The sequence below is a fragment of the Sphingomonas abietis genome (genome assembly GCF_027625475.1).
Lineage (GTDB): Bacteria > Pseudomonadota > Alphaproteobacteria > Sphingomonadales > Sphingomonadaceae > Solisphingomonas > Solisphingomonas abietis.
The window spans coordinates 3,131,012-3,155,230 of the sequence record NZ_CP115174.1 but is presented as its reverse complement, the minus strand read 5'-3'; the positions used below and the strand labels follow the sequence as shown (position 1 = coordinate 3,155,230).

Annotated in this window: 31 protein-coding genes and 1 other RNA gene; 14 read left to right on the top strand and 18 right to left on the bottom strand. The window is 67.3% G+C overall.

Going from position 1 to position 24,219, the window contains the following annotated elements:
• Positions 1 to 20 precede the first annotated feature (20 nt).
• The 5 genes from PBT88_RS14880 to PBT88_RS14860 form a co-directional block, all read right to left on the bottom strand.
• Positions 21 to 776: a class I SAM-dependent methyltransferase gene (locus PBT88_RS14880; RefSeq protein ID WP_270076108.1), complete on the bottom strand. Its 756-nt coding sequence runs from the start codon at positions 774 to 776 to the stop codon at positions 21 to 23.
• A 28-nt stretch (positions 777 to 804) separates the two neighbouring features.
• Entirely contained in the window at positions 805 to 1,533 is a 729-nt protein-coding gene (gene mtgA / locus PBT88_RS14875; RefSeq protein WP_270076107.1) for a monofunctional biosynthetic peptidoglycan transglycosylase, read from the bottom strand.
• A 400-nt stretch (positions 1,534 to 1,933) separates the two neighbouring features.
• The gene (locus PBT88_RS14870) at positions 1,934 to 2,707 is read right to left on the bottom strand and encodes an SDR family oxidoreductase (RefSeq protein ID WP_270079280.1); all 774 of its coding nucleotides are present in this window, start codon (positions 2,705 to 2,707) and stop codon (positions 1,934 to 1,936) included.
• A gap of 412 nt (positions 2,708 to 3,119) precedes the next feature.
• Positions 3,120 to 4,025 (bottom strand): RNA polymerase sigma factor RpoH, encoded by a 906-nt coding sequence (gene rpoH, locus PBT88_RS14865; RefSeq protein WP_270076106.1) that lies wholly within the window; start codon positions 4,023 to 4,025, stop codon positions 3,120 to 3,122.
• A gap of 58 nt (positions 4,026 to 4,083) precedes the next feature.
• The gene (locus tag PBT88_RS14860) at positions 4,084 to 5,037 is read right to left on the bottom strand and encodes an RluA family pseudouridine synthase (RefSeq protein WP_270076105.1); all 954 of its coding nucleotides are present in this window, start codon (positions 5,035 to 5,037) and stop codon (positions 4,084 to 4,086) included.
• A 24-nt stretch (positions 5,038 to 5,061) separates the two neighbouring features.
• On the opposite strand from PBT88_RS14860, the gene PBT88_RS14855 reads away from it, so the two are divergent.
• The 12 genes from PBT88_RS14855 (at position 5,062) to PBT88_RS14800 (ending at position 14,423) form a co-directional block, all read left to right on the top strand.
• Positions 5,062 to 5,652, top strand: coding sequence for a M67 family metallopeptidase (locus PBT88_RS14855; RefSeq protein WP_326521544.1), 591 nt, complete (start codon positions 5,062 to 5,064; stop codon positions 5,650 to 5,652).
• Positions 5,653 to 5,706: 54 nt separating this feature from the next.
• Positions 5,707 to 6,357: a histidine phosphotransferase family protein gene (locus PBT88_RS14850; protein ID WP_270076103.1), complete on the top strand. Its 651-nt coding sequence runs from the start codon at positions 5,707 to 5,709 to the stop codon at positions 6,355 to 6,357.
• Between the two features lie 101 nt (positions 6,358 to 6,458).
• On the top strand, positions 6,459 to 8,801 hold the full coding sequence (locus PBT88_RS14845) for a chemotaxis protein CheA (protein ID WP_270076102.1): 2,343 nt from the start codon (positions 6,459 to 6,461) through the stop codon (positions 8,799 to 8,801).
• Position 8,802: 1 nt separating this feature from the next.
• Positions 8,803 to 9,240 (top strand): chemotaxis protein CheW, encoded by a 438-nt coding sequence (locus PBT88_RS14840; protein ID WP_270076101.1) that lies wholly within the window; start codon positions 8,803 to 8,805, stop codon positions 9,238 to 9,240.
• Positions 9,241 to 9,316: 76 nt separating this feature from the next.
• Positions 9,317 to 9,682, top strand: coding sequence for a response regulator (locus PBT88_RS14835; protein WP_270076100.1), 366 nt, complete (start codon positions 9,317 to 9,319; stop codon positions 9,680 to 9,682).
• Positions 9,683 to 9,745: 63 nt separating this feature from the next.
• Entirely contained in the window at positions 9,746 to 10,810 is a 1,065-nt protein-coding gene (locus PBT88_RS14830) for a chemotaxis protein CheB (protein WP_270076099.1), read from the top strand.
• Positions 10,801 to 11,655: a CheR family methyltransferase gene (locus PBT88_RS14825; protein ID WP_270076098.1), complete on the top strand. Its 855-nt coding sequence runs from the start codon at positions 10,801 to 10,803 to the stop codon at positions 11,653 to 11,655. Before PBT88_RS14830 ends, PBT88_RS14825 begins: the two co-directional genes overlap by 10 nt.
• A gap of 54 nt (positions 11,656 to 11,709) precedes the next feature.
• Positions 11,710 to 12,423 (top strand): N-acetylmuramoyl-L-alanine amidase, encoded by a 714-nt coding sequence (locus PBT88_RS14820; RefSeq protein WP_270076097.1) that lies wholly within the window; start codon positions 11,710 to 11,712, stop codon positions 12,421 to 12,423.
• Positions 12,424 to 12,477: 54 nt separating this feature from the next.
• Positions 12,478 to 12,841: RNase P RNA component class A (gene rnpB, locus PBT88_RS14815), an RNA gene on the top strand.
• Positions 12,842 to 12,870: 29 nt separating this feature from the next.
• Entirely contained in the window at positions 12,871 to 13,524 is a 654-nt protein-coding gene (locus PBT88_RS14810) for a YoaK family protein (RefSeq protein ID WP_270076096.1), read from the top strand.
• A gap of 54 nt (positions 13,525 to 13,578) precedes the next feature.
• Positions 13,579 to 14,115 (top strand): J domain-containing protein, encoded by a 537-nt coding sequence (locus tag PBT88_RS14805; protein ID WP_270076095.1) that lies wholly within the window; start codon positions 13,579 to 13,581, stop codon positions 14,113 to 14,115.
• Positions 14,112 to 14,423, top strand: a complete 312-nt coding sequence (locus PBT88_RS14800; protein WP_270076094.1) for a hypothetical protein — start codon at positions 14,112 to 14,114, stop codon at positions 14,421 to 14,423. The genes PBT88_RS14805 and PBT88_RS14800 overlap by 4 nt, the downstream gene beginning before the upstream one ends.
• Positions 14,424 to 14,433: 10 nt before the next feature.
• Here the strand turns inward: PBT88_RS14800 and PBT88_RS14795 are convergent, their stop codons facing one another.
• The 9 genes from PBT88_RS14795 to pspA all read right to left on the bottom strand — a co-directional run bounded on the left by PBT88_RS14795 (position 14,434) and on the right by pspA (position 17,984).
• Positions 14,434 to 14,865 (bottom strand): hypothetical protein, encoded by a 432-nt coding sequence (locus PBT88_RS14795; protein ID WP_270076093.1) that lies wholly within the window; start codon positions 14,863 to 14,865, stop codon positions 14,434 to 14,436.
• Complete coding sequence (locus tag PBT88_RS14790; RefSeq protein WP_270076092.1) at positions 14,862 to 15,275, bottom strand: SufE family protein; 414 nt, start codon at positions 15,273 to 15,275, stop codon at positions 14,862 to 14,864. Before PBT88_RS14790 ends, PBT88_RS14795 begins: the two co-directional genes overlap by 4 nt.
• Positions 15,276 to 15,342: 67 nt before the next feature.
• On the bottom strand, positions 15,343 to 15,582 hold the full coding sequence (locus tag PBT88_RS14785; RefSeq protein WP_270076091.1) for a hypothetical protein: 240 nt from the start codon (positions 15,580 to 15,582) through the stop codon (positions 15,343 to 15,345).
• A gap of 34 nt (positions 15,583 to 15,616) precedes the next feature.
• Entirely contained in the window at positions 15,617 to 15,907 is a 291-nt protein-coding gene (locus PBT88_RS14780; RefSeq protein WP_270076090.1) for a hypothetical protein, read from the bottom strand.
• A gap of 42 nt (positions 15,908 to 15,949) precedes the next feature.
• Complete coding sequence (locus PBT88_RS14775) at positions 15,950 to 16,216, bottom strand: hypothetical protein (RefSeq protein WP_270076089.1); 267 nt, start codon at positions 16,214 to 16,216, stop codon at positions 15,950 to 15,952.
• Between the two features lie 11 nt (positions 16,217 to 16,227).
• On the bottom strand, positions 16,228 to 16,527 hold the full coding sequence (locus PBT88_RS14770) for a hypothetical protein (RefSeq protein WP_270079279.1): 300 nt from the start codon (positions 16,525 to 16,527) through the stop codon (positions 16,228 to 16,230).
• A 52-nt stretch (positions 16,528 to 16,579) separates the two neighbouring features.
• Positions 16,580 to 16,963, bottom strand: a complete 384-nt coding sequence (gene pspC, locus PBT88_RS14765) for an envelope stress response membrane protein PspC (protein ID WP_270076088.1) — start codon at positions 16,961 to 16,963, stop codon at positions 16,580 to 16,582.
• A gap of 39 nt (positions 16,964 to 17,002) precedes the next feature.
• Entirely contained in the window at positions 17,003 to 17,299 is a 297-nt protein-coding gene (pspB, locus tag PBT88_RS14760) for an envelope stress response membrane protein PspB (protein ID WP_270076087.1), read from the bottom strand.
• A 4-nt stretch (positions 17,300 to 17,303) separates the two neighbouring features.
• Positions 17,304 to 17,984: a phage shock protein PspA gene (pspA, locus tag PBT88_RS14755; RefSeq protein WP_270076086.1), complete on the bottom strand. Its 681-nt coding sequence runs from the start codon at positions 17,982 to 17,984 to the stop codon at positions 17,304 to 17,306.
• Between the two features lie 373 nt (positions 17,985 to 18,357).
• Here pspA and pspF point away from each other — a divergent pair, with 373 nt between their 5' ends.
• Positions 18,358 to 19,383: a phage shock protein operon transcriptional activator gene (gene pspF, locus PBT88_RS14750; protein ID WP_270076085.1), complete on the top strand. Its 1,026-nt coding sequence runs from the start codon at positions 18,358 to 18,360 to the stop codon at positions 19,381 to 19,383.
• Between the two features lie 222 nt (positions 19,384 to 19,605).
• On the top strand, positions 19,606 to 20,232 hold the full coding sequence (locus tag PBT88_RS14745) for a superoxide dismutase (protein ID WP_270076084.1): 627 nt from the start codon (positions 19,606 to 19,608) through the stop codon (positions 20,230 to 20,232).
• Between the two features lie 113 nt (positions 20,233 to 20,345).
• Here PBT88_RS14745 and PBT88_RS14740 read toward each other — a convergent pair whose 3' ends face one another.
• The 4 genes from PBT88_RS14740 to dapF all read right to left on the bottom strand — a co-directional run bounded on the left by PBT88_RS14740 (position 20,346) and on the right by dapF (position 24,180).
• Positions 20,346 to 21,005 carry an inner membrane-spanning protein YciB gene (locus PBT88_RS14740; RefSeq protein WP_270076083.1) on the bottom strand — a complete coding sequence of 220 codons (660 nt, stop codon included), beginning with the start codon at positions 21,003 to 21,005 and terminating at the stop codon, positions 20,346 to 20,348.
• A gap of 144 nt (positions 21,006 to 21,149) precedes the next feature.
• A complete protein-coding gene (ftsY, locus tag PBT88_RS14735) occupies positions 21,150 to 22,094 on the bottom strand; it encodes a signal recognition particle-docking protein FtsY (RefSeq protein ID WP_270076082.1) in 945 nt (314 codons plus the stop codon).
• On the bottom strand, positions 22,091 to 23,353 hold the full coding sequence (gene mtaB / locus PBT88_RS14730) for a tRNA (N(6)-L-threonylcarbamoyladenosine(37)-C(2))-methylthiotransferase MtaB (protein WP_270076081.1): 1,263 nt from the start codon (positions 23,351 to 23,353) through the stop codon (positions 22,091 to 22,093). Before mtaB ends, ftsY begins: the two co-directional genes overlap by 4 nt.
• Positions 23,350 to 24,180 carry a diaminopimelate epimerase gene (gene dapF, locus PBT88_RS14725; protein WP_270076080.1) on the bottom strand — a complete coding sequence of 277 codons (831 nt, stop codon included), beginning with the start codon at positions 24,178 to 24,180 and terminating at the stop codon, positions 23,350 to 23,352. Before dapF ends, mtaB begins: the two co-directional genes overlap by 4 nt.
• Positions 24,181 to 24,219 lie beyond the last annotated feature (39 nt).

Genomic DNA, 24,219 nt, shown 5'->3' with positions numbered 1-24,219 from the left:
TCTCCTGCTGATTCAGGTGCTTATTTCGGTTTTCTGAAGCGCAGGATGAACTGGTCCGTCTTTCCCCGGATCGACGGATCGAACACGTTGGCGCTGTGCGGATCGGCCGGGTTGCGCAGGGCATCGCTTTCGCCATCGGCGACGAAACCGGCGGCCAGCACCTCCTTCTTCACCAGCGCCTCGTCGATCCGGTGCAGCGTCTTCATGCCGGCATCGTCGAGGCCGGGCTGGGCGGCGTGATCGAGCACCACGTACAGCCCGCCGGGCTTCAGCGCCGCGAACGCCGCCTTGTTGAGCTGCGCCGCGCCGTCCGCCCCGGCGAAGATGTGGATGTCGTGGTAATTCTGCGCGGTCCAGACGAGATCGACGGTGGCGTCGGGCACGCCGAGCGAACCATCCTTGGCCACCGCATCCTGAACATTGCCGCGCCCCGGTTCGGTGGTGACCGACGGCGGCGCCGGATGGCCGCCCTTGGCGAACAGATCGAGCATCAGCTGCGGCGTCACCGCATAGACCTTGCCTTTGGGGCCGACGGCGGCACTGAACAGGCGGGTGAAATAGCCCTTGCTCGGGATGTAATCGACCACGGTCTGCCCCGGCCTCACCTTGGCGAAGGCGAGCATGTCGGCGGGCTTGCGGTCGGCATCGCGGGCCTTGTCCGCGGCCGGGCGGCCCGGATCGGAGACGGCCGCGAGATAGAGCGGTGGCGTCGACAGCGTGGCCGCCGGCAGCATCAGCGTGGCCAGGGTCGCGAGCAGAAGGTGACGAGGTTTCACGGCTCTTCTCCCAAGTGTCGCTGCCCGTCTAGCGCAGGCAGCTATCATATCCGCCCGATCTTACCGTAGCGATGCGCGCCGCGATACGGTTGCCGTAGCGGCGGACATAGCCGACCGGCGCCACCGCGCCACGCACCTTGGGCAGCGGTAGGATGGCGGCGATCCGCGCGGCCTCGGTGGCCGACATATGGCTCGCGTCATGGTGGAAATAGCGCATCGAACCGGCATTGACGCCATAGGTGCCGATCCCGGTCTCGGCGACGTTCAGATACATCTCCATGATCCGGTGCTTGCCCCAGATCGCCTCGATCAGGACGGTGAACCACGCCTCCAGCCCCTTGCGGACATAGGAGCGGCCCTGCCAGAGGAAGACGTTCTTGGCGGTCTGCTGGCTGATCGTCGATCCGCCGCGGATGCGCTTGCTGTCCTCATTATGCGCCATCGCCTTCTGGATCGCGGTGAAATCGAAGCCGTGATGATAGCAGAAGCGCGAATCCTCGGCGCCGATCGCGGCCCGCGCCATGTTGGGATCGATCCTGGCGAGCGGCATCCAGTCCTTGCTGATCCCGCGCCCGTCGAGCGCGTTGGTCAGCATGGTGACGGTGACGGGCGGCGGCACGAAGCGGTAGATCGCGACCCACAGCACCGACAGCCCGACGAACCACAGGAGCGCCTTGAACAGCCAGCGGACCAGGCGGCCGAGGGTGACGCGGCGGCGGGGCGGGGCGGGGCTGGTGCTGACAGGTGCGCCGTCCATGGTCAGCGTCCGCCGTGCGAAGTGGGCGAAATCGACAACGGAAAAGCCAAGAAAATAACTCCTGCGACGGCGAGGCCTGCACCGGTCGCATCCCCACTCACCAGGACCGTGACAGACGAAATCCTACTTTGGAAGAGGGCTGGCGGGGGTGGCGTGTTCGGCGGCCTTGTCGCCGGCCAGCGAACGATCGAACGGATCCGGCCCCGCAGTGGCGGAGATTATCTGCCTCGATGGAAAGCCGGATGACGGGTTTCGCCCCATTCTCGGCCGCTCAGCGGATGGCGACAGCTCCCCGAAACCGGTCGGTTCGGGCACTTGTAGCAGTCCCGGTCCGCACTTCCCGCCGGGCGTTCTTTCCGGGAAGGGCGGTGGGCGTGATCGACCATGGCCACCAATGAGCTTAACCGGGTGAAGCAGCAGACCCGGCAAGCAACCCGCCGTCGATGTTGACCTCCGTGCCGGTGACATAGGTCGCTTCGTCCGAGGCAAGGGTTACGGCAATGGCCGCGACTTCATCAGGCATCCCGAACCGCTTGAGCGGTGTGTCCGCGACGAGCGCCTGAACCTTGGCGTCCCGATCGGGACCAGTTCCTAACATCGGCTCCCAGATCGGCGTGAGGATCGCCGCCGGGTGGATCGAGTTGCAGCGTATCCTCCAACCTTGCTGCGCGCAGTAAAGCGCGACCGTTTTGCTGTGGTTACGGATCGCTGCCTTGGACGAAGCATAGGCTGCCGCGCCGGGGATGCCGACCAAGCCCGAGCGCGACGATATGTTGATTATCGAGCCATTTCCTGCGTTCTTCATCGCGCCGATGGCATAGCGACAGCCGAGGAACGTTCCGTCGAGGTTGACGCGGTGGACCTCGCGCCAATCCGCCAGGCTGGCGTGTTCCGGATCGTGCGGAGTCATGCCCGTCTCAAAGCCGGTCACGCCGGCATTGTTCACCACCACGTCGGCAACCGGAACGACGCCGGCCAACCGAACCCAATGGTCTTCCTCGCGCACGTCGAGTGGTTCGAACCGACACCCGATCTCGGCCGCAGTAGCCGCCCCTGTCGCTTCATCTATGTCGGTGACGATGGCGCCTTCGTCATGGAAGCGGGCCGCAATAGCGCGGCCGATGCCACGCGCCGCGCCAGTGACGACGCACGTCTTGTTATTCAATCTTTGCATGATGTTCTCGAAACCAGAGTCCAGTCGGCGGATCACTCCGCTCGCGTGTGCCCTCCCGCTTTAGCGGTGACGCTGGATCATTTCGAAAAACTCCCGAGAACATGATCATTCTACGGCAACCGGCCGATGGTTGCAATTCCCGATACTGCATCGTTTTCGGGACGGCAGCTATAGCTCTTGCTGCCCCGAGACCTGACTATCGCCTCTCCACCACTTCCCATCATCCTGACGACAGTCAGGATCCAGAGCCTCGGGCACCGGCGATGGTAGCTCTGGATCCCGGATCAAGTTCGGGATGACGATCAAAGAGTGGTGCGTTCATGCCAATGGCAGCCCAATAGCCGGGCCAAGAGAAAAGGGCGCCCCGCTTGTCGCGGGACGCCCTTTTGCATCGTCCATACCGATGGCTGGATCAGGCCATTGCGGGCAGCAGTCCCTTGCCGCCGGCCAGCCGGATCATCGCCTTCTGGAGCTTGTCGAACGCGCGGACCTCGATCTGGCGGACCCGCTCGCGCGAGACGCCATAGACCTGGGAGAGCTCTTCCAGCGTCTTGGGGTCGTCGGCCAGCCGGCGCTCCGCCAGGATGTGCTTCTCGCGATCGTTGAGATCGTCCATCGCCTCGACCAGCAGGTCGTGGCGGACGGTCTTCTCCTCGCTCTCGGCCAGCCGCTCGTCCTGGAGCGGGTCATTGTCGACCAGCCAATCCTGCCAGCTGCCCTCGCCATCCTCCCGCATCGGCGCGTTGAGCGACGAGTCGCCGCCCATCGACATGCGACGGTTCATCGAGTTGACCTCGTCCTCGGTCACGCCGAGATCCTTGGCGATCTTGGCGAGATGCTCGGGGTTGAGATCGCCCTCCTCGAAGGCGTCGAGCTTGGACTTCATCCGCCGCAGGTTGAAGAACAGCTTCTTCTGGGCGGCGGTGGTGCCCATCTTCACCAGGCTCCACGAACGCAGGATATATTCCTGGATCGAGGCGCGGATCCACCACATCGCATAGGTGGCGAGGCGGAAGCCGCGCTCGGGCTCGAACTTCTTCACGCCCTGCATCAGGCCGATATTGCCCTCCGAGATCAGCTCGGACGCGGGCAGGCCATAGCCGCGATAGCCCATCGCGATCTTCGCCACGAGGCGCAGATGCGAGGTGACCAGCTTGGACGCGGCCTCGGTATCGCCATGCTCCTGGAAGCGCTTGGCGAGCATATATTCTTCCTCGGGCGCGAGGATCGGAAAGCGGCGGATCTCCGACATATAGCGGTTGAGGCTCTGCTCACCACCCAATGCGGGGATGGTCGCGGGGACTTTGCCATTGGCCATAATCATGTCTCCCTAACCTGAACGGGCCGACTCGATGATCAGTCCCGACTTGAAACCTTTATAACGCAAGCTCGCTGAACAGGCGCTGCATATCGTCAGGAATTTTACTGATCAGTGTGATAGACGCGCTTGTGATCGGGTGGATGAAACCGAGCACCGCCGCGTGCAACGCCTGCCTTTGAAACCCCAACTCCTTCAACAGTTTGGCGTGCCGCGTCCCGGCGCGTCCATAGACCGGATCGCCGAGAAGCGGGTGGCCGATCGAAGCCATGTGGACGCGGACCTGATGAGTCCGGCCGGTCTCCAGCCGACATTCTATGAGCGCCGCATCCTTCAATTTCGTTTCCAACTGCCAGTGGGTTACAGCCCGCTTGGCCTGAGGGGCATCGCTGATCGCCACCTTCTTGCGATCGGTCGGCGATCGCGCCAGCGCGGCGTCCACCTTGCCGGCCAGCCGGAGCGGCACGGCGTTGACGATCGCCTTGTAGCGCCGATCGATGCTGTGCTTGGCGAACTGGGCGGCGAGGCCGACATGCGCGCGATCATGCTTGGCGGCGACGATCAGCCCGGACGTATCCTTGTCGATGCGATGGACGATGCCCGGACGGGCCACGCCGCCGATCCCGGACAGCTGCCCCGCGCAATGGTGGAGCAGGGCGTTGACCAGCGTGCCGTCGAAATTGCCGGCGGCCGGATGGACGACGAGGCCGGCCGGCTTGTCGACCACGATCAGATGCTCGTCCTCATAGGCGATCACCAGCGGGATGGCCTGCGCTTCGTTGTGCGCCGGCGCCGGATCGGGCACGGCGACGAGGAAGGTCGTGCCGCTCTTCGTCTTGATCGCCGGATCGCGCACCAGCAGGCCGTCATTGCTGACCGCGCCGGACGCGATCAGCACCTTGAGTCGCTCGCGCGAGAGCGACGGAATCGCCGCGGCGAGCGCACGATCCAGCCGCCAGCCGTCGGAATCCGCCGGCACCTGCGCTTCGATATTGGAAACCCCCGTGATCATCCGCTAGCGGATGTGGGGATGCGCGTGGCGATTTCAAGAGAATTGATCGACCGGGTGCTCGCGGATGCGGCAAGCGACCCGCTGCGCGAGGTGTGCGGGTTGCTGCTGGGGGCTTCAGATTTCGGCGCCGCTGTCCCGTCCAAGCCGGCCCGATCCGCATCCGTCCATCCTGCATCCGTTCGCCCCGAGCGCCGTCGAGGCACCCCGTCGAGCGCGGCCGAGACGGCCCGCATCTCCGCCCGGCCCGGCCCCTCGACTGCGCTCGGGGCGAACGGGGGTAGGGCGGTGGCACGGATTGCGACCGTCCTGAGCACCACCAATGTTGCCGCCCATCCCGCCGACTCGTTTGAGATCGATCCGGCCGCGCTGTTCGCCGCGCTTCGGGCCGAGCGGACGGGGGGGGATCGTCTGATCGGCCATTATCATTCGCACCCCAACGGCCTCGCCACGCCGTCTGCCCGCGACGCGCTGATGGCGACGAGTCCCGGCCGGCTGTGGCTGATCGTCGCGGCCGGCGCGGCGCGTCTGTGGTGCGAGACGCCGGGCGGTGCGGTGCAAGGTGCGTTCGCGCCGGTCGAACTCCTCATCAATGGTGCCGAGGACGGTTGCGCTTGAGGGGCGCAATCGCCACAAGGGCGGCGATTCACGAAAGCGTTGGGAGGACATGTCATGGCGGCTGGAGACGGCATCGAGTTTGCGAGCCTGCTCTGCTCCCGGCTGTGTCACGATCTGCTGTCGCCGGTCGGGGCGCTGAACAACGGCATCGAGCTGCTCGCCGACGAGCATGACCCCGAAATGCGCGCGCGCTGCCTCGATCTGCTCGCGGAGAGCGCCCGTGCCTCGGCCAACAAGCTGAAATTCTTCCGTCTCGCCTTTGGGGCGGCCGGCGGCTTCGGCGATTCGGTCGACACCCGTGAGGTGCGCGCCGCAATCGAGGGGCTGTTCGGCGGCGATCGGCGGATCCAGGTCGGCTGGATGGTCGGCGATGCCTCGCTCGGCAAGGGGCCGATCAAGATCCTGCTCAACCTGGCGCTGATCGCCGGCGATGCGCTGGTGCGGGGCGGCCGCCTCGACATCGGCGTGGAGAATGGCGCCACCGCCACCGAGATCGTGATTCGCTCCGAAGGGCCGCGTATCGTGCTCGATCCCGAGCTGCGCACCGCGCTGACCGGCGGCACCGCGCAGGAAGCGCTGACCCCGCGCGCCTCGGCGGCATGGCTGGTCTGGCATCTGGCCAACGAGCGCGGCGGCGAGGTGATGATCTCCGAGCCGCAGGACGGCGTGCTGATGGTCGGCTGCGCGATCCCGCACGGCAGCTGAGCCCGAACGGCCGCCGCGCCGCCCGTCCTCCGGCGCGAAGCTAACGCCTTCTTTACCATCGCCGGACGATAGCGGTCCCCGTATCTTTGTGAGCGGGGCCGATGGAAGAACTTCTGGGCGAATTCATCGCGGAAACGCGCGAGACGCTGGAGCCGCTGGCCGGCGAGATCGTCGCGTGGGAAGCGGACCCCGCCGATCGGGCGCGGCTCGATTCGATCTTCCGCTTCGTCCATACCGTGAAGGGCAGCTGCGGCTTCCTCGATCTCCCGCGCCTCGAGCGACTGAGCCACGCCGCGGAAAGCGCGCTGGCCGAGGTCCGCTCGGGCGACCGCTCGGCCGATCGCAAGCTGGTCAACGCCGTGCTCGCGATCATCGATCGCATCGGCGAGCAGGTCGAGGCGCTGGCCGCCGGCGCAACCTATCCCGAAGGCGGTGACGACGCGCTGATCCTCGCACTGGAGGATAATGAGGTGGAGGCGGCCGAGCCGACCGCCGCGGTCGTCGCCCAGCAGCAATCGGCGCCGCGCGCGCCGGCCCGCTCGATCCGCCTGCCGGTCGAACTGCTCGATCGCATGATGGCGGGCGTGTCGGACATGGTGCTGGCCCGCAACGAACTTTCCCGCCGGCTGCGCGAGCGTGGCGGCGACGCGATCGTCGACACCGCCTTCGAGCGGCTCTCCGCCTGCGTGGCCGAGATGCGCGAATCGATCACGCGGACCCGGATGCAGCGCATCGACGGGCTGTTCTCGGCCCTGCCGCGCATGGTCCGCGATCTGTCCGCCGAACTGAACAAGCAGATCCACCTCGTCATCGACGGCGGCGACGTCGAGCTCGATCGCGAGATGATCGAGATGATCCGCGATCCGCTGACCCATATCGTCCGCAATTCGATCGATCACGGCATCGAGCTGCCGGCGGCGCGTGCGCAGGCCGGCAAGCCGCTGGTCGGCACGCTGCGCGTCGATGCGCGCCAGTCGGGCAACCAGATCCTGATCGAGGTCGCCGACGACGGGCGCGGCATCGATGATGAGCGCCTGCTCGCCAAGGCGCTCGCCGCCGGCATCGTCACCCCCGACCGCGCCCGCCAGATGGGCCGGCAGGAGCGGCTGGAGCTGATCTTCGCCGCCGGGCTTTCCACTGCCGATGCGGTCACCGCCATTTCCGGCCGCGGCGTCGGCATGGACGTGGTCCGCGCCAACGTCGAGCGGATCGGCGGCACCGTCGAGATCGATACCGCGATCGGTCGCGGCTGCCGGCTGACGCTGCGCGTGCCGATGACGCTCACCATCATCCCGGCGCTGACCTTCGCGGTCGGCTCCGAGCTGTTCGCCATCCCACGCGGCGCGGTCGACGAGATCGTCCGTTCCTATGGCGGTTCGGTGCAGGTCGAGATGGTCGGCTCGGCGCCGGTCGCCCGCATTCGTGGCGAGCGCGTGCCGGTGGTCGATCTCGCCAAGCTGCTCGGGGTCGCCAGCTACGCCGCGCCCGGCCGCTCGATCCTCGTCGTCGTTCGCGCGTCGGGCGGCGAGCGCTATGCCTTGTCGGTCGATAGCGTGCAGGATCATGAGGAACTGGTGGTGAAGCCCGCTGCGCCCGCGATCATGGCGACCGGCGTCTATGCCGGCACGACGCTGCCCGACAATGGCCGCCCGATGCTGCTGATCAACCCGGCCGGCGTCGCCCAGATCGCCGGCGTGCGCGCGCCCGAGGCGGCGTTGCCGGCCAAGAACGATGCCGATGACGTCCGCGTCGAGACGGTGCCGACGCTGCTGTTCCGCGCTTGCGACGGGGCGGTGCGCGCGATCCGGCTGAGCCTGGTCGAGCGGATCGAGGATGTCGCGGCGTCCGCCGTGGCGCGAGTCGGCGGGCGGCTCCGGCTCAGCCATGACGGGCGCATCCTGCCCCTGTTCGGCTGCGACGATCAGCTGCCCGACAGGAATGGCCGCATCCGCGTGCTGCTGCTCGGCGACGGCGCCAACGAGATCGGCTATGCCATCGGCGAGGTGATCGACATCCATGCGCTTGCCCCCGATGTCCAGCCGGTCGCCGAACCCGGCCCGGTCGCGGGCGTGATGCTGGTCGGCGATGATCAGGTCGAACTGATCGACTGCTTCTGGCTGTTCGGGCAGGCGGGCGCCAACCCGGTCGCGCGGGCCGAGCGCCCGCTCTGCGTGCTCGATGGCAATGATCCATGGATGCGCGACGTATTGCGCCCGATCGTGGAACAGGCCGGCTATCGGGTCGGCTGGAGCGGCGAGGCGGGCGAGGAGGCCGCGGTCGCGATCTTCTCGGTCGATCATGCGCCGGCGCAGGGGCTCCCGGCGGCGTCCGTCATCCGCCTGCGCGCCACTGCCGACGAGACGGCCGCCGAGGCCGGCAGCATCTATCGCTACGACCGCTCCGGCCTGATCGCGGCCCTGGCCGCCGCCCAGGGAGGGCGCTGAGATGGAAGATCTGAAACTCATCGCACGCATCGCCGGGCAGGAGATCGCGCTGGCCGCCGACGCGGTCGAATCGGTGGTCGAGATCGAGGCGATCACGCCGGTGCCGCTCGCCGGGGTCCATATTGCGGGCCTCGCCGCGCTGCGCAGCCGGGTGCTGACCATCATCGATACCTATGCGGCGCTGGAAATCGGCGTCAGCCCGCGGGACGGCATCGTCCAGGCGGTGGTGGTGACGATCGACCACCATCTCTACGGCCTGCTGGTGGACGAGGTGGTCGACGTCGCGGCGATCACCGGCGATCCCCTGCCGCTCCATGCCGGCCTGTCACGAGGCTGGGCCAATGCCGGGCTCGGCATCGTCGAGCATCAGGAGCGCGCGCTGCTGCTGCTCGATCCGGCGCGGATCGTGGCGGGGCCGCCGGTGGCTGCGGCAGCCTGAGGGGCGCGTTAACCCTGTCCTTACGGACTCTGGGCTAGACCATTTCAGCACAAGTGCTTGCATCGAGGGTGAAGTGATGAAGACCTGCTTGGTTGTCGACGACTCGAAGGTGATCCGCAAGGTCGCCCGCCATATCCTCGAGACGCTCGATTTCACCGTGAGTGAAGCGGGTGACGGCCAGGAAGCGCTGGACAGCTGCCGTGCCTCGCTGCCCGACGTCGTGCTGCTCGACTGGAACATGCCGGTGATGAGCGGGATCGAATTTCTCCGCGCGCTCGGCCAGGAAGAGTTCACCACCCGCCCCAAGGTGATCTTCTGCACCACCGAGAACGGCATTGCCCATATCCGCGCCGCGATCGATGCCGGTGCCGACGAATATGTCATGAAACCGTTCGACCGCGAGACGCTCGAGAGCAAGTTTCAGCTGGTCGGCGTCGCCTGATCCGGCGCGATGCCCGGTTCGTCTCTCTACGGGCGTAAGGCGGATCTTCGGCCGATCAGGCTGATGATCGTGGACGATTCGATCGTCGCGCGGTCGGTGTTCCAGACGATCATCGCCGAATATTCCGAATTCGAGATCGTCGCGACCGCCAGTACGGCGGACCAGGCGCTGGCGCGGCTCGATTCCACCCGCGTCGATATCGTGTTGCTCGATCTGGCCATGCCGGGGATGGATCCCTTCACCGCGCTGCCCGAGATCATCGCGCGCGGGCGCGGCGCGCGCGTTCTCATCGTATCGACGTCGGCCGGCGAGGGCGCCGATGCCTGCATCCGCGCGCTGACGTTGGGCGCGTCCGATACGCTGGAGAAGCCGACGGCCGGCACCTATCGCGATCATTTCGCCTCCTCGCTGGTCGAAAAGCTGCGCCGCATCGGCGAGAGCCGGCCGGCCGAACGCGACGAGAGCCGCGAGCTGCCGTCGGTGCCGCCGCCGGCTCCGGACGTATTGCGCGGGCCGGTGTCCGGGCCGGTCGATTGTCTCGCCATCGGCGCGTCGACCGGCGGACTGCACGCCCTGCTCGAATTCTTCAGCGCGTTGCCGGCCAGCTGCGACATGCCGATCCTGATCACCCAGCATCTGCCGGCCAGCTTCATGCCCTATTTTGCCGCCCAGATGACCGATATCGCCGGCCGTCCGGCCACGGTGGCCCGCGACGGGGTCAGCCTGCTGCGCGGGCAGATCCTGGTGGCGCCGGGCGATGCCCATATCGGATTGCGGTCGATCGGCGGCTTGCCGCGCATCTTCCTCAATCGCGATCCGGCGCCTTCGGCCTGCATGCCCTCGGTGGATCCGATGCTGGAGGCGGTGGCGCGGCATTTCCGGGAGCGCGCGTTCGGCGTGATCCTCACTGGCATGGGCCGGGACGGCTCGATCGGCGCGCGGGACATCGTCGCGACCGGCGGCGAACTGGCCGCGCAGGACCGCGCCAGCTCGGTGGTCTGGGGGATGCCGGGCAGCATTGCGATGGCCGGGCTCGCCGCCACGATCGCGCGCCCTGCCGTCATCGCGCGGCGCATCGCCGACCGGATCGAAGGGCGCAGTCAGCGCCGGTCGCCGTTATGGAGATAAGCGACAGCGCGATCCGCATTCTCGCCGGTTTGCTGGAGGCGAGGACCGGGCAGCAGCTGGCCATCGGCCGTCGCTGGCGGATCGACATGGCCCTGCGGCCGCTGATCGCGAAACATGGCGTGCCCTCGCTGGACGAACTGGTCCATCGGCTGGCGGCGGGACGCAACGCGGCGCTGGTCGATGAGGCGATCGAGGCGCTGCTCAATCACGAGACATTCTTCTACCGCGATCTGAACGCCTTCCGCCTGCTCGACGAACAGGGGCTGGTGCGGTTGCAGGCGGCGCGTGCCGCGTCGCGGCGGTTGCGGATCTGGTCGGCCGGCTGTTCGACCGGGCAGGAGGCCTACACGCTGGCGATGATGATCGCCGATCAGCCGGATCGCTGGCGCGGCTGGACGATCGATATCCTCGGCACCGATCTCTCGCCCGTCGCGGTCGAACGGGCGCGGCTCGGGCGCTATTCGCAGTTCGAGATCCAGCGCGGCCTGCCGGTCAATCAGATGTTGCGGCGCTTCGATCAGGATGGCGAATATTGGCAGGCTACCGCGCCGCTGCGCCAGGCCGTGCGCTTCCGCACCCATAATCTGCTCGCGGCGCCGCCGGTCGGCCTGTTCGACGTGGTGCTGTGTCGCAATGTGCTGCTCTATTTCTCGTCCGACGTGCGCAGCCTCGTCTTCGGCCGGATCGCGAGCGCGATGGCGCCGGACGGCCTGCTGATGCTCGGTGCCGGCGAGACGGTGATGGGCCAGACCGACGCGTTCGTTTCCGATTTCGAGGCGCGCGGCCTCTATCGCAAGCGGGTCGACATCGCGCAGTCGCCGACGATGACGGCATCCCGGCGCTGAACGGCCCATGCTGAACGCTTGACGTGCGACCGCCGGAGGGCGAGGTCTGGCGTCATGGCTGCCATCATCGAATGTCCCTCGCCCAATTTCGACGAGCGGACGCTGCCCGTGTCGATCGTCGTGATCCACTATACCGGCATGGCGAGCGGCGCCGAGGCGCTGCGCCGGCTGACCGATCCGGAGGCGAAGGTCTCCTCCCACTATCTCATCACCGAGGACGGGCAGGTCGTCCGGCTGGTCGAGGAGGACAAGCGCGCCTGGCATGCCGGCAAGAGCTATTGGCGCGGCGTGACCGACATCAATTCGGCGAGCATCGGCATCGAGATGGTCAATCCCGGCCATGAATTCGGCTATCGCGCCTTTCCCGAGCCGCAGATGGCCGCGCTGGTCACGCTGATGATGGGGATGGTGCCGCGCTACGGCATCACCCGCGGCAACATCGTCGGCCATTCCGACATCGCCCCCGCCCGCAAGGAGGATCCGGGCGAATTGTTCGATTGGGAGCGGCTGGCGAAGCTCCGGCTCGCGCTGCCGCGGCCGACCCAATATCTCACCGATCCGCATTGGACCGACGCAGGGTTCCTGCTCGCGCTCGAGCGATTCGGCTATGACATCGTGGATCAGGCGGCGGCGGTGCGGGCGTTCCAGCGGCGCTTCCGGCCCGAGACGCTGGATGGCGTGATCGACGGCCAGTGCCGGGCGATCCTGCTCTCGCTGCTGACCGGCGGCGACAAGGGCGCGGCGATGCGGGCGGGCACCCCGATCTGATCCTGCACGGATTTCGCTTTCGTGACGGTTCGCAAGCCGCTAGGGCGCCGTTCGCCAGAGGGTCGGGCGGCCGCGGCGTGCTTGCACGGCGAGGAAAGTCCGGGCTCCACGGAATGCACGGTGCCGGGTAACGCCCGGCGGGGGTGACCCTAGGGAAAGTGCCACAGAAAACAGACCGCCCCGTTTCGACGGGGTAAGGGCGAAACGGTGCGGTAAGAGCGCACCGCGCCCCTGGTAACAGGGGCGGCATGGCAAACCCCACCGGGAGCAAGACCGAATAGGGATCGCATATGGGGCCGCTTCCGCCTCGCGATCCGGGTTGGTTGCTGGAGGCCGGGAGCAATCCCGGCCCTAGAGGAATGGTCGCCCATCCGATTTTATCGGTGGACAGAACCCGGCTTACAGACCCTCTGGCGATTTCCGTTCAGAAGCCCTAGCAAGGCGTCGATGATTGACGTCTCGACGCCTGACCGCAAGGCCACCGTCCTGTTGCTGCTTGCCATTGCCGGCTGCGTCGACGCCGTAGGGCTCGCCGAGACGGGGCGTTATTTCGTCTCCTTCATGTCCGGCAACACCACCCAGATGGCGCTGCATCTGGCTTATCGCGATTATGCGAGCGTCGGCATGCCGTTGGGGCTGATCGCTTTGTTCGTTGCCGGCTGCACGATCGGCACGCTGATCGCCGAGAAGGTGGGCGGCAGGCTCGCAGGTGGGATGTTGCTGCTGGTCGAGGCGATAGTGCTCGCTGTCGCCGCATGGGGGTTCCAGTCGCCCTGGTCCGGCATCGGCCTGATCCTGCTGCCGGTCGGCATGGGCCTCGCCAACATCGTGACGCTTCATGCCGGATCGGCTCAGCCCGGCGCCACCCACGCCACCGGGGCGCTGGTGAAGCTCGGCATCCTGCTCGCCGGCGCCGGCAGGGATGCCAGGGCCGGCGATCTCGGCTTCCAGCTGGCAATGTGGATCGCTCTGCTGGTCGGCGGTATTCTCGGCGCCTTCGGCCGGCTGCGTTTCGGCATGGACACGCTGCTGGCGGCGGCTGGATTGTTGTTGGTGCTGGGGGTGGTGGACCTCCTGCTGTCGCGACGCAGGGCCGTCTGATTTTTCGCGTTTTCGCGGTCGCGTTACGCCGTCGGCATCCCTAGATACACCCGAATGGCAAGACGGCAGACTCGATCGGATGACTGGGGTTTCCCCCGCTGGCGCAGCTATGGCAGCGAGCGCGGCGCGACCCAGGTCCGCATGTGCGATCGGCACGGCTGCGATCGCCCCGGCGATCGCCCGGCTCCCAAATCCCCCAACAGCCCCGAACGCTGGTATTTCTGCGAGGAACATGCTGGCGAATATAACCGCAACTGGGACTATTTTCAGGGCCTCTCCGCCGAGGAGGCCGCCGAGCGCGAGCGCAACGAGCGGCGGACTTCGGACGGCTATGCCGAATCTTCCTATAATAGCTGGGCCGGGCCGGGCGATGGCCGCCTCTCGCGCGACGAACTGCGGGCGCTCGAGACGCTGGGGCTGGAGAATGACGCCGGGATGGACGAGGCGAAGGCGGCATGGCGCCGGCTCGCCAAGGCCAATCACCCCGATGTGAAGCCCGGCGACGCCGCCGCCGCGGAGCGTTTCCGGCAGGTCCAGGCGGCCTGGGACGTGCTGAGAAGCGCGGACGAGCGCCGGCAGGGGCAGGCGTGAAGTCGACCATCCGCTCCAACTGGTCGGCGACGATACTGGTCTGCGCCAAATGCTCGAAGAAGCTGGGCGGCGGCTTCGGCGAGAAGAAGCGGGCACCGCTCGCCAAGCTGCTCCGCAAGCTCGGCGGCGGCAAGAAGCGCAAATCCTCGTTCGGCGTGATCGAGACGCGCTGCCTCGGCATCTGCCCCAAGGGCGCGGTGACCGTGATCGATGCCGCGCATCCCGGCAAATGGCTGCTGGTGGAAGAGGGGACGCCGGTGGAGGATGTCGCCGAGCGGCTGGGGCTGGGGTCGGTGGCCGAAGCCTGACCGCCGGCTTTTAGTCGTCGCCTTCCGAATCGGGCAGCGGGTCGCGGCCGGAGATGCGGCGGGCCAGCGCCGACACCGCATCATAATCGCCGAAATCGCCGGACAGCGCGACAATATGATCCGCGGCCAGCGCATCGGCCGGGCTGGTGCCGAGCGGCTTGGCGTCGAGCGTGCAGGGCAGCTTCGATCCCGCCGCACCACCGATCGCGGCGGCCGCAGCGGGCGTCAGCGTGATCATCAGCGACGGCTTGCCCGCCATATCCGGGATCGCGCGCGCGTCGAGGATGTCGGTGGCGGCGAGTGCATGGCCGGCGACCACGAACGGCCCGGTGGGGTAGGTCTTGGCGGGCTTCACGGCCGCGGCGACGGCGCTGCCGGCGAGCAGCAATGCCAGCCCCATGGCGACCCCGAGTCGGACGATCCTGCGCTTAGCCACGCTCATGCCCCCGCATAGCGCGTTGCGGTCTCGCGGATAAGGGCGATCATGTTGGGGATGCCCTGGGTGCGGTTCGAGCTGAGCTGATTCTTGAGATCGAACGGCGCCAGCGCGGCTTCGATATCGGCTTGGGCGATGTCCGCCGCGGGCTTGTCCTGCACGGTCAGCAGCACCAGCGCGATGATGCCCTTGGTGATCGCGGCGTTGGAATCGGCCAGGAAATGCAGGCGATCCCCGTCCGGCTGGGTGGGATAGACCCATACCGAGGCCGAACAGCCCCGCACCAGCGTCGCGTCGGTCTTGAGCGCCTCCGGCATCGGTTCCAGCGCGCGACCGAGATCGATCAGCAGCCGGTAGCGATCGTCGGCGTCGAGAAATTCATATTCGTCGCGAATGTCGTCGAGGGTGCTGGTCATGGGAGGGCGCGGTAGCAGCGTGGCCGGGCGGCGAAAAGCCTCTACCCGGCCGAACCCCTCGCGCCGATCACAGGTCGATGCCGGCGGCGATCGCTTCGAGCTTGCGGACGCGCTCGCGCAGATCGGCGAGTTCGATGCGGGCGCCGGCGGTCGGCTCGGCGGGGGCGATGGCATGCTGTTCGATGGTGAGCGTGGTGCGCTGAAGGTCCAGCCAGCCGCGCCAGCCGGCGAGCGCGGCCATGGTGACCATCGCCAGCCCGGTGAGGGCGGCGAGGGACTGGGTGACGATGGAGACGGTCTCGGTCATCGCATCACTCCTTGGATGGGGGGAGCAGCCCGGCTCAGGGCCGGTTGCGGAGGGCTTCGATCTCGCGATCGAGATGGGTGGAACTGTCGGTGGCGATCCGTTCGAGCACCGCGATGCGGTCCTTGAGCGCACGGACCTCCTCGCGCAGGCGCCGATTCTCGGCGTCGTCGTCGCGGGCGCCCGGATCGGCGAAGCGTTGTGGCCGGGGCGTGTCGCCGAACGTGTCGCGGCGGGTCTGGCGGATGCCCCCGCAGCGGTCGCGGTAGATGCGGGCGGCGAGCACCATGCCCACGATCACCACCACCATCCATTCACCATGGTTCATCGTCTGTCTCCCTGCTGGAGAGGTTTGCGTTCGGCGATCGGCCTAGTTGAGCGGGCTGTCGCGCAGCCGGTCGATCTCGTCGGCGAGGTTGGAAGAGCGGTCGGTCAGAATGCGTTCGAGCACCGCCACCCGCTGCTCGAGCCGCTCGGTCTTGGCGGCATATTGCGCGGCCTTCTCGGCTGCCTGCGCCGTCGTCAGCTCCAGCGCACGCTCCTTGAACTTCACCCAGCGCTTGAACATTTCGCCCACTACGCCGCCGACGATGGCGACCACGGGGACGGAAATCGCGACCAATCCTACCATGCTCATGGCGCGTCCTTTCAGTTGGCCGGGCCGCGCAGCGTCTCGATCTCGCGGTCGAGGCGGTAGGCGCCGTCGGTGACGATCCGCTCGACGGTGACGAGGCGATCCTTGACCGAGCCGATCTCGGCGCGCAGCTGGGCATTTTCCTGGGTGAGCAGTTTGACCCGCTCCTCGGTCTCCGCGTTCTTCTGCGGATAGACCGATCGGCCCCAGCCATTCTCCAGCGGATAGCCGTTCTTGATCCTGAGCCAGGTGGTGAATACCCATCCGGTGACCCCGATGGCGATGACGACCACGGTCGGCGCGCTCAGTCGCATCAACTGGTCGATGGCGGCGACGTCCATGTCTGCTCCCCTTGTTCCTCGCGCCTCAGCGCAGGCTGTCGATCTCGTCGGCCAGGCGACGATTGTGGCTGGTGTAATAGACTTCGAGGTCGCTCAGCCGGCGATCGATGTCGCGGAAGCTGGAGCGGACGTCGCGGACGCTGTTGCCCGGCGTCACCCGCGCCTTCTGCCAGAAGCGCTGATCCTCGCGGCTCATGCTCTCGAACTCGAGCGGCTTGTCGGAGGCGAGCCATGCCGTCACCCAATAGGCGATCAGCGTCCACGGGAAGCCGCCGATCAGGGTGAGGATCACCGCGGCGACGCGGACCAAGGTGATGTCGAGGCCGGTATAATCGGCGATCCCGGAGCAGACGCCGAGCCATTTGGCGTTGCGCTTGTCGAGATAGAATTTGGTGTAGCGAGCGGACATCGGGAATCTCCCTCTTCTATCGTGTCGGTGTCGGCGCGGTCAGGCGCGGCCCTGCCAGTCGTCGGTATCGCGATGGACTTCGCGAGGGCCGCTGCGCTCGTTGCGATCGGGGACCGACGGGCGCCAGTTGGGATTGTCGGCGGCGACGATCCGCTCGATCGTGGCGAGGCGCTCTTCGAGCCGCCTTGCGAGATCGTGCAGGCCGTCGAGCAGATTCTCGTCCTCGATCGAAAGGCCGCGGGCACGCTTCCACTGGGTGACATAGTGGAAGATGATCCAGGGCAGGCCGAGGAAGAGAATGCCGCAGACGACGATCGGGACGAGCGTATCCTCCATCGGATCAGCCCTCCTGGCCGACGGTCTTGCCCATGCGGGCCTTCAGCGCCTCGAGCTCGGCATCGACCTTCTCGGACGAGCGCAGCTCGGCGATCTCCTCGTCCAGCGTCTTGGGCGCGGCGCCCATGCCGGCGGCGTCGGCGCGGCCCTCGGCGAAATCGACGCGGCGTTCCAGCGTCTCGAAGCGGGCGAACGCCTCGTCGATCTTGGGGCCGTTGGTCATCTCGCGCAGCTTGTAGCGATTGTGGGCGCTTTCCAGCCGGGCGACGATCGAGGTCTGGCGGGCGCGTGCCTCGCGCAGCTTGTTCTGGAGCTTGGCGATGTCGGCCTCGGACGACTGGAGCGCCTCGTCGAGCACGGCGATCTCCTCCTTCAGGCGGTCGGCCATATCGCCGGCCTTCTGCTTCTCGAGCAGCGCGGCCTTGGCGAGATCCTCGCGGCCCTTGCTCAGCGCCAGCTCGGCCTTCTCGGTCCAGCTCTCCTGGAGCTTGTCGAGCTTGGCGATGTGGCGGCGCATCTCCTTCTGGTCGGCGATGGTGCGGGCGGCCGAGGCGCGGACCTCGATCAGCGTCTCTTCCATCTCCATGATGATCATGCGGATCATCTTCGCCGGATCCTCGGCCTTGTCGAGCAGGTCGGTGACGTTGGCGGCGATGATGTCGCGAGTGCGGGAGAAAATTCCCATATCTGGTACTCCTGCTAGAAATTCTCGGAAGGGGTGGCCGGACGGAACGGGGACATGTCCCGCCCGGCCTGCATCGGTCAGGCGAGCGCCGGACCGACGGCGGCGGCGACGCAGACGAAGCTCGCTGCGGCCGTCGCGACCAGGGTGAGGAGCGCGACGCTGATCCGGCTGCGCTCGGTGGCATCGAAGGTGAACATGTCGCGTCTCCAAATCCGATCTCGTGAACCGCGCCGAGGCGGTGATGGAAACAGCTTTGCAGAGAGCGTGCCAATTTTTGGAAAGCCCGATTTTCTGCCATTTTCTGCTGTCTTATAACGGCAAGGCACGTCGCGCCTCTTGCCAAGTGTTGGCGAATTGTCCCAACTCCGCGGCCATGGATCGCGACACCAAGTTCATCGGCGAATCGACCGCCTTTCTCGACGCCGTCGAGCGTGCCAGCCGCGCCGCGACGCTGAACCGGCCGGTGCTGGTGATCGGCGAACGCGGCACCGGCAAGGAGCTGATCGCCGAGCGTCTCCACCATCTCTCGCCGCGCTGGGCTGGGTCGCTGGTGACGCTCAACTGCGCGGCGCTGCCCGAGACGCTGATTGAGGCGGAATTGTTCGGGCATGAGGCGGGCGCCTTCACCGGCGCCACCAAGGCGCGGGCGGGGCGCTTCGAGGAGGCCGACGGCGGCACATTGTTCCTCGACGAGCTGGCGACGCTCTCGTCGGGCGCGCAGGAGCGGCTGCTGCGCGCGGTCGAATATGGCGAGGTGACGCGGATCGGTTCTTCTCGCGCGATCCGGGTGGATGTCCGCATCGTGGCGGCGACCAACGAGCATCTGCCGGCGCTGGTGGAGCAGGGGCGGTTCCGCGCGGATCTGCTCGATCGGCTCTCGTTCGAGGTGGTGACGCTGCCGCCGCTGCGCCATCGCGAGGGCGACATTCCGGTGCTGGCCGAACATTTCGGCCGGCGGATGGCCGCCGAGCTCGACTGGCCGCGCTTTCCCGGCTTCGGCGCCAAGGCGATGGCGACGCTGGTCGGCTATGAATGGCCGGGCAATGTCCGTGAACTGCGCAACGTGATCGAACGTGCGGTCTATCGCTGGACCGATCTCGATCGGCCGATCGACGCGATCGAATTCGACCCCTTCGCTTCGCCATGGCGGCCGCAGGGCGCTGCCGCCAAGCCGGCGATGACGGCGGAGCCCGGCCCGGCTCGGCCCGTCGCGGTGGTCGAGGAGCCCGAGATCAACGACTTCAAGGCGGCCTGCGAGGCCTATGAGCGGAAATTGCTCGAAGCGGCGCTCAAGCGCTGTCGTTTCAACCAGCGGACGACGGCGGCGGCGTTGTCGCTGACCTACGACCAGTTGCGCCATGCGCTGCGGCGCCACGATCTGCTGGAACGCGCCAGTTGAGGTGAGAGCGGGGAATCGGTGGGGGGACTTCCGGATGTTGAGGGATGGAAGAACCAATCCCCCGCTCTCATGCCATAGACGGAGTCACCCGCCGGGAACCTCGATCCGTTTCGCCTCCGTTCTGTGAGAATGGCTCGCAACAGCCTTTTTTGCTGCACTTTTTGGGTTGGGAGGCGTTAGGGACGGCGAACGGATTCCCCTCAAGATACCAGGAGACGCCCGATGGCCTTCATCCTTCCCCCGCTGCCTTTCGAGAAGACTGCGCTCGATCCGATCATGTCGGCCGAGACCTTCGATTATCACCATGGCAAGCATCACAATGCCTATGTCCAGAAGGTCAATGGCTGGGAGGAGGAGAAGGGCCTCGCCGGCAAGAGCCTGCTCGAGGTCACCAGGCTCGCCAAGGACAAGGGCGACAAGGGCCTGTTCAACAATGCTGCCCAGATCTGGAACCACAGCTTCTTCTGGCAGTGCCTCGCACCGGCCGGTTCGACCAAGCCCGAGGGCAAGCTCGCCGGCCTGATCGAGGATTTCGGTGGCCAGGACGCGCTGATCGCCAAGCTGAAGGAAGAGGCCGTCGGCCACTTCGCTTCGGGCTGGGCCTGGCTGGTGCTCGACGGCGGCGCGCTCAAGGTGACGTCGCTCCACGATGCCGACACCCCGGTGGTGCATGAGGGCATGAAGCCGCTGCTCACCCTCGATGTGTGGGAGCACGCCTATTACATCGATTACCGCAACGCGCGGCCGGACTTCGCCGAGAAGGTGCTGAAGAACGTGATCAACTGGGATTTCGTCGCCCAGAATCTCGACGGCGAGGGCGCCAGCCGCGCCGACCAGCCGGGCGCCTGACCCCGGTCAGCACAAAGGGGCCGCGCGTCATCCGACGCGCGGCCCCTTTTTTGTGTTTGCGGGATCGACCGAACGGACGTGGGAAAAGTGGGGCCATCCAACCGCCACGCTTCTCACTCCACCGGCGGCCGATCCGCGATCACCTCGGCGGGCGTCTCGGCGCCGAGGCCATGCTTGAGCAGCATCGGCAGGTTCGCCATCGCGAAGATCATCGTCGCCGGGATCGCACCCCATAATTTGTAGCCGATCCAGAAATCGAAGCTGAAATGGCGCCAGACGAATTCGTTGGCGACCGCCATCGCGATGAAGAAGATCGCCCAGTTGCGAGACAGCAGCATCCAGCCGCGTGCGTCGAGCCCCGGATAGGCGCTGCCCAGCGCGAGCTTGAGCGTCGGCTTGCCGGTCCACAGCCCGAACCACAGGATGCCCGAGACCATCAGATAATAGAGCGTCGGCTTGACCTGGATGAACCACGGCTTCTGGAACGCCAGCGTCAGCCCGCCGAGCACCAGCACCATCGCCGCGGAAAACCATTGCATCGGCGAGACGTGGCCGAGCCGGACGAAGGAGAACAGCATCGCGACCAGGGTCGCGGCCATGAACAGGCCGGTCGATGCGTAGATCACCCGCGGATCGGCGGCGGTGCCGGGCGCGCTCGGATAGACATGCTTCAACAGCGCATAGCCGACGAAATAGACCACCAGCGGCCCGAGATCGAGGGCGAGGCGGAGCAACGGCCCGGGTTCGGGCTTGGCGATGGTGGTGGAACTCAAGACAATCTTCTCCACAACTCAACCGTTCTTGCCGAGCGCCGTCGAGGCACGCCTCTGCGGCGTGCGCAACGTCCCTCGACTGCGCTCGGGACGAACGAGAAATCTAGCATCGGGGTGTGAACCGGCGCTTACTTGCAGGCCGCCTTACTTCACCGTCGTCCGCGATCCCGCGATCAGCCCGGCCACCTCGTCGGGATCGAAGGGCTTGAAGTCGTCGAGCGTCTCGCCGACGCCGATCGCGTGGATCGGCAGGCCGAACTTCTCCGCCGCCGCAACCAGCACGCCGCCCTTGGCGGTGCCGTCGAGCTTGGTCATGACGAGGCCGGTGACGCCGGCGTCGCGGCCGAAGATCTCGATCTGGCTGATCGCGTTCTGGCCGGTGGTGGCGTCCAGCACCAGCACCACGTCATGCGGCGCCGCCGGGTTGAGCCGACCCAGCACGCGGCGGATCTTGCTGAGCTCGTCCATCAGCCCGGCCTTGTTCTGGAGGCGGCCGGCGGTGTCGACGATCAGCACGTCGGTGCCGATCGCGGTGCCCTGCTTCACGCCTTCCCACACCAGGCTGGCGGCGTCGCCGCCCTCCTTGCCGGTGATGATCGGCACGCCGATGCGCTCGGCCCACACCTTCAGCTGGCCGATCGCGGCGGCGCGGAAGGTGTCGCCGGCGACCAGCATCACCTGATAGTCCTGCTCCTGCAGCAGGTGGGCGAGCTTGGCGATGGTGGTGGTCTTGCCCGATCCGTTGACGCCGATCACCAGGATTACCTGCGGCCGCGGGAACGCCTCGATCTCCAGCGGCTTGGCGACCGGGCGGAGCACCTTGGCCACCTCGTCGGCGACGATCTGGCGCAGGCCGGCCTCGTCCAGGCCCTTGTCGTAGCGTTCGCTCTCCAGCCGGTCGCGGATGCGCATCGCGGTGACCGGGCCGAGATCGGAGGCGATCAGCGCCTCCTCGATCTCGTCGAGCGTCTGGCGATCCAGTTTTTCCTTGGTGAACAATCCGGAGAGATTGCCGCCCAGCCGCTCGGAGGTGCGGCGGAAGCCGGCGGCCAGCTTGTCGTGCCACGGTATTGCGGGGGTATCGCTCAAAGGGCGTCTCCGACGAGCATGTCGTCCTCGATATGGGTGATGCGGATCGCGACGACATCGCCGCGCCGGATGGCGTTGGTGGCGGCCCCGCGCGGCGCGGCGCCCGAAGCGAGGCGGGCCGGCGCGTAGCAGGCGGTGTGGCCGCGCCCGTCGAGCCGCTCGACCAGCAGCGACTGATCGGTGCCGACCAGCGTGCGGAGCCAATGCCGGCGACGCAGCGCGGCCGCCTCGCGCAACCGGCGCGCGCGCGCCGTGACGAGCATGGGGTCGAGCTGCGGCATCCGCGCGGCAGGCGTGCCGGTGCGGGCCGAGAAGGGGAAGACATGGGCGTGGACGATGTCGCACTCTTCCAGCAGGGCGAGGCTGTTCTGCGCCTGCGCCTCGGTCTCGGTCGGGAAGCCGGCGATCAGGTCGGCGCCGATGCTGATCTCGGGGCGGCGGGCCTTGAGGCGCTCGACCATGCCGATCGCCTCGGCGCGGCTGTGGCGGCGCTTCATGCGCTTGAGGATCATGTCGTCGCCGGCTTGCAGGGAAAGGTGGAGATGTGGCTGGACGCGGCTCTCCCCGGTCACCAGCGCGAACAGCCGCTCATCGATCTCGACCGAATCCAGCGAGGACAGGCGCAGCCGGGCGAGGCCGGGCACCAGCGTCAGCACCCGCTCGACGAGATGCCCGAGCGTGGGCGCGCCGGGCAGGTCCGGCCCGTAGCTGGTGGTGTCGACGCCGGTCAGCACCACCTCGTTATAGCCCTCGTCGACCAGCGCCTTGATGCGGTCGACGATGGCGCCGGCCGGAACCGAGCGGGACGGGCCACGGCCATAGGGGATGATGCAGAAGGTGCAGCGATGGTCGCAGCCATTCTGCACCTCGACGAAGGCGCGCGCGCGATCGCCGAAGCCGGCGGCGAGATGCGGCGCCGTCTCGCGCACCGCCATGATGTCGGACACGCGAACCTGGAGCGGCGAGGGGAGGAAGTTTGCCGCCGTCCGCTTCTCGCCATTGCCGATCACCGCCGTGACCTCGGGCATCGCCGCGAAGCTCTGCGGCTCGACCTGCGCCGCGCAGCCGGTCACGAGGATGCGGGCGCCGGGCCGGCGCTTGGCGGCGCGCTTGATCTCCTTGCGGGCCTGCTTGACCGCCTCGGCCGTCACCGCGCAGCTGTTGACGATGACGAGATCGTCCTGGTCGCCGGCCAGCGCGCGCATCGCCTCGCTTTCGGCGGCGTTCAGGCGGCAGCCGAGGGTGACGATCTCGGTCATGCCGGGAAGGCGTCCATGTCCAGTTCGCCGGTGAAGACATGGGTGGCGGGGCCGGTCATGCGGATCGTGCCGCCCGGTTGCCAGTCGATCACCAGTTCGCCGCCGGGCAGCGCCACCGTGACGCCGCTGTCGACGCGGCCCGAGCGGATCGCGGCGACGGCGGTGGCGCAGGCGCCGGTGCCGCAGGCGAGCGTCGCGCCGGCGCCGCGCTCCCACACGCGCAGCCGGATGCGGCTGCGGCTCTCGATGGTGGCGACGTTGACGTTGATCCGTTCCGGGAACACCGGATCATGCTCGATCGGGCGGCCCGCCGCTTCGAGATCGACCGCATCGGTGTCGGGCACGAAGAAGATGACATGCGGGTTGCCGACGCTCAGCGCGATCGGCGGGGCGATCGGGGCCAGCCCGTCCCACGCCAATGGCAGCGCCATCGTGTCCATCGGATAGTCGAGCGGCACCGCATCCCAGTCGAAACGGGGCGCCCCCATGTCGACGCTGGCGGCGCCGGTGGTGCCGATTTTCGTGATCGTCGCGTCGAGGATGCCGCCCAGCGTCTCGATGGTCGCGCCGTCGCCGAGCAGCATCGCCACGCAGCGGGTGGCGTTGCCGCAGCTTTCCACCTCGCTGCCGTCGCCGTTCCAGATCCGCATCCGCGCGGTGGCCACCGTGGAAGGCTCGATGACGATCAATTGGTCGCAGCCGATGCCGGTGTGGCGATCGGCGATCGCATGGGCGCGGGCCGGCGTGATCTCGACCGGCGCGACGCGCGCGTCGAACACGACGAAGTCGTTGCCCAGCCCGTGCATCTTGTGAAAGCGTTGCGCCATGCGCGCGATCTAGGGAAGGGCGGGGGCCAAGTCCACCAG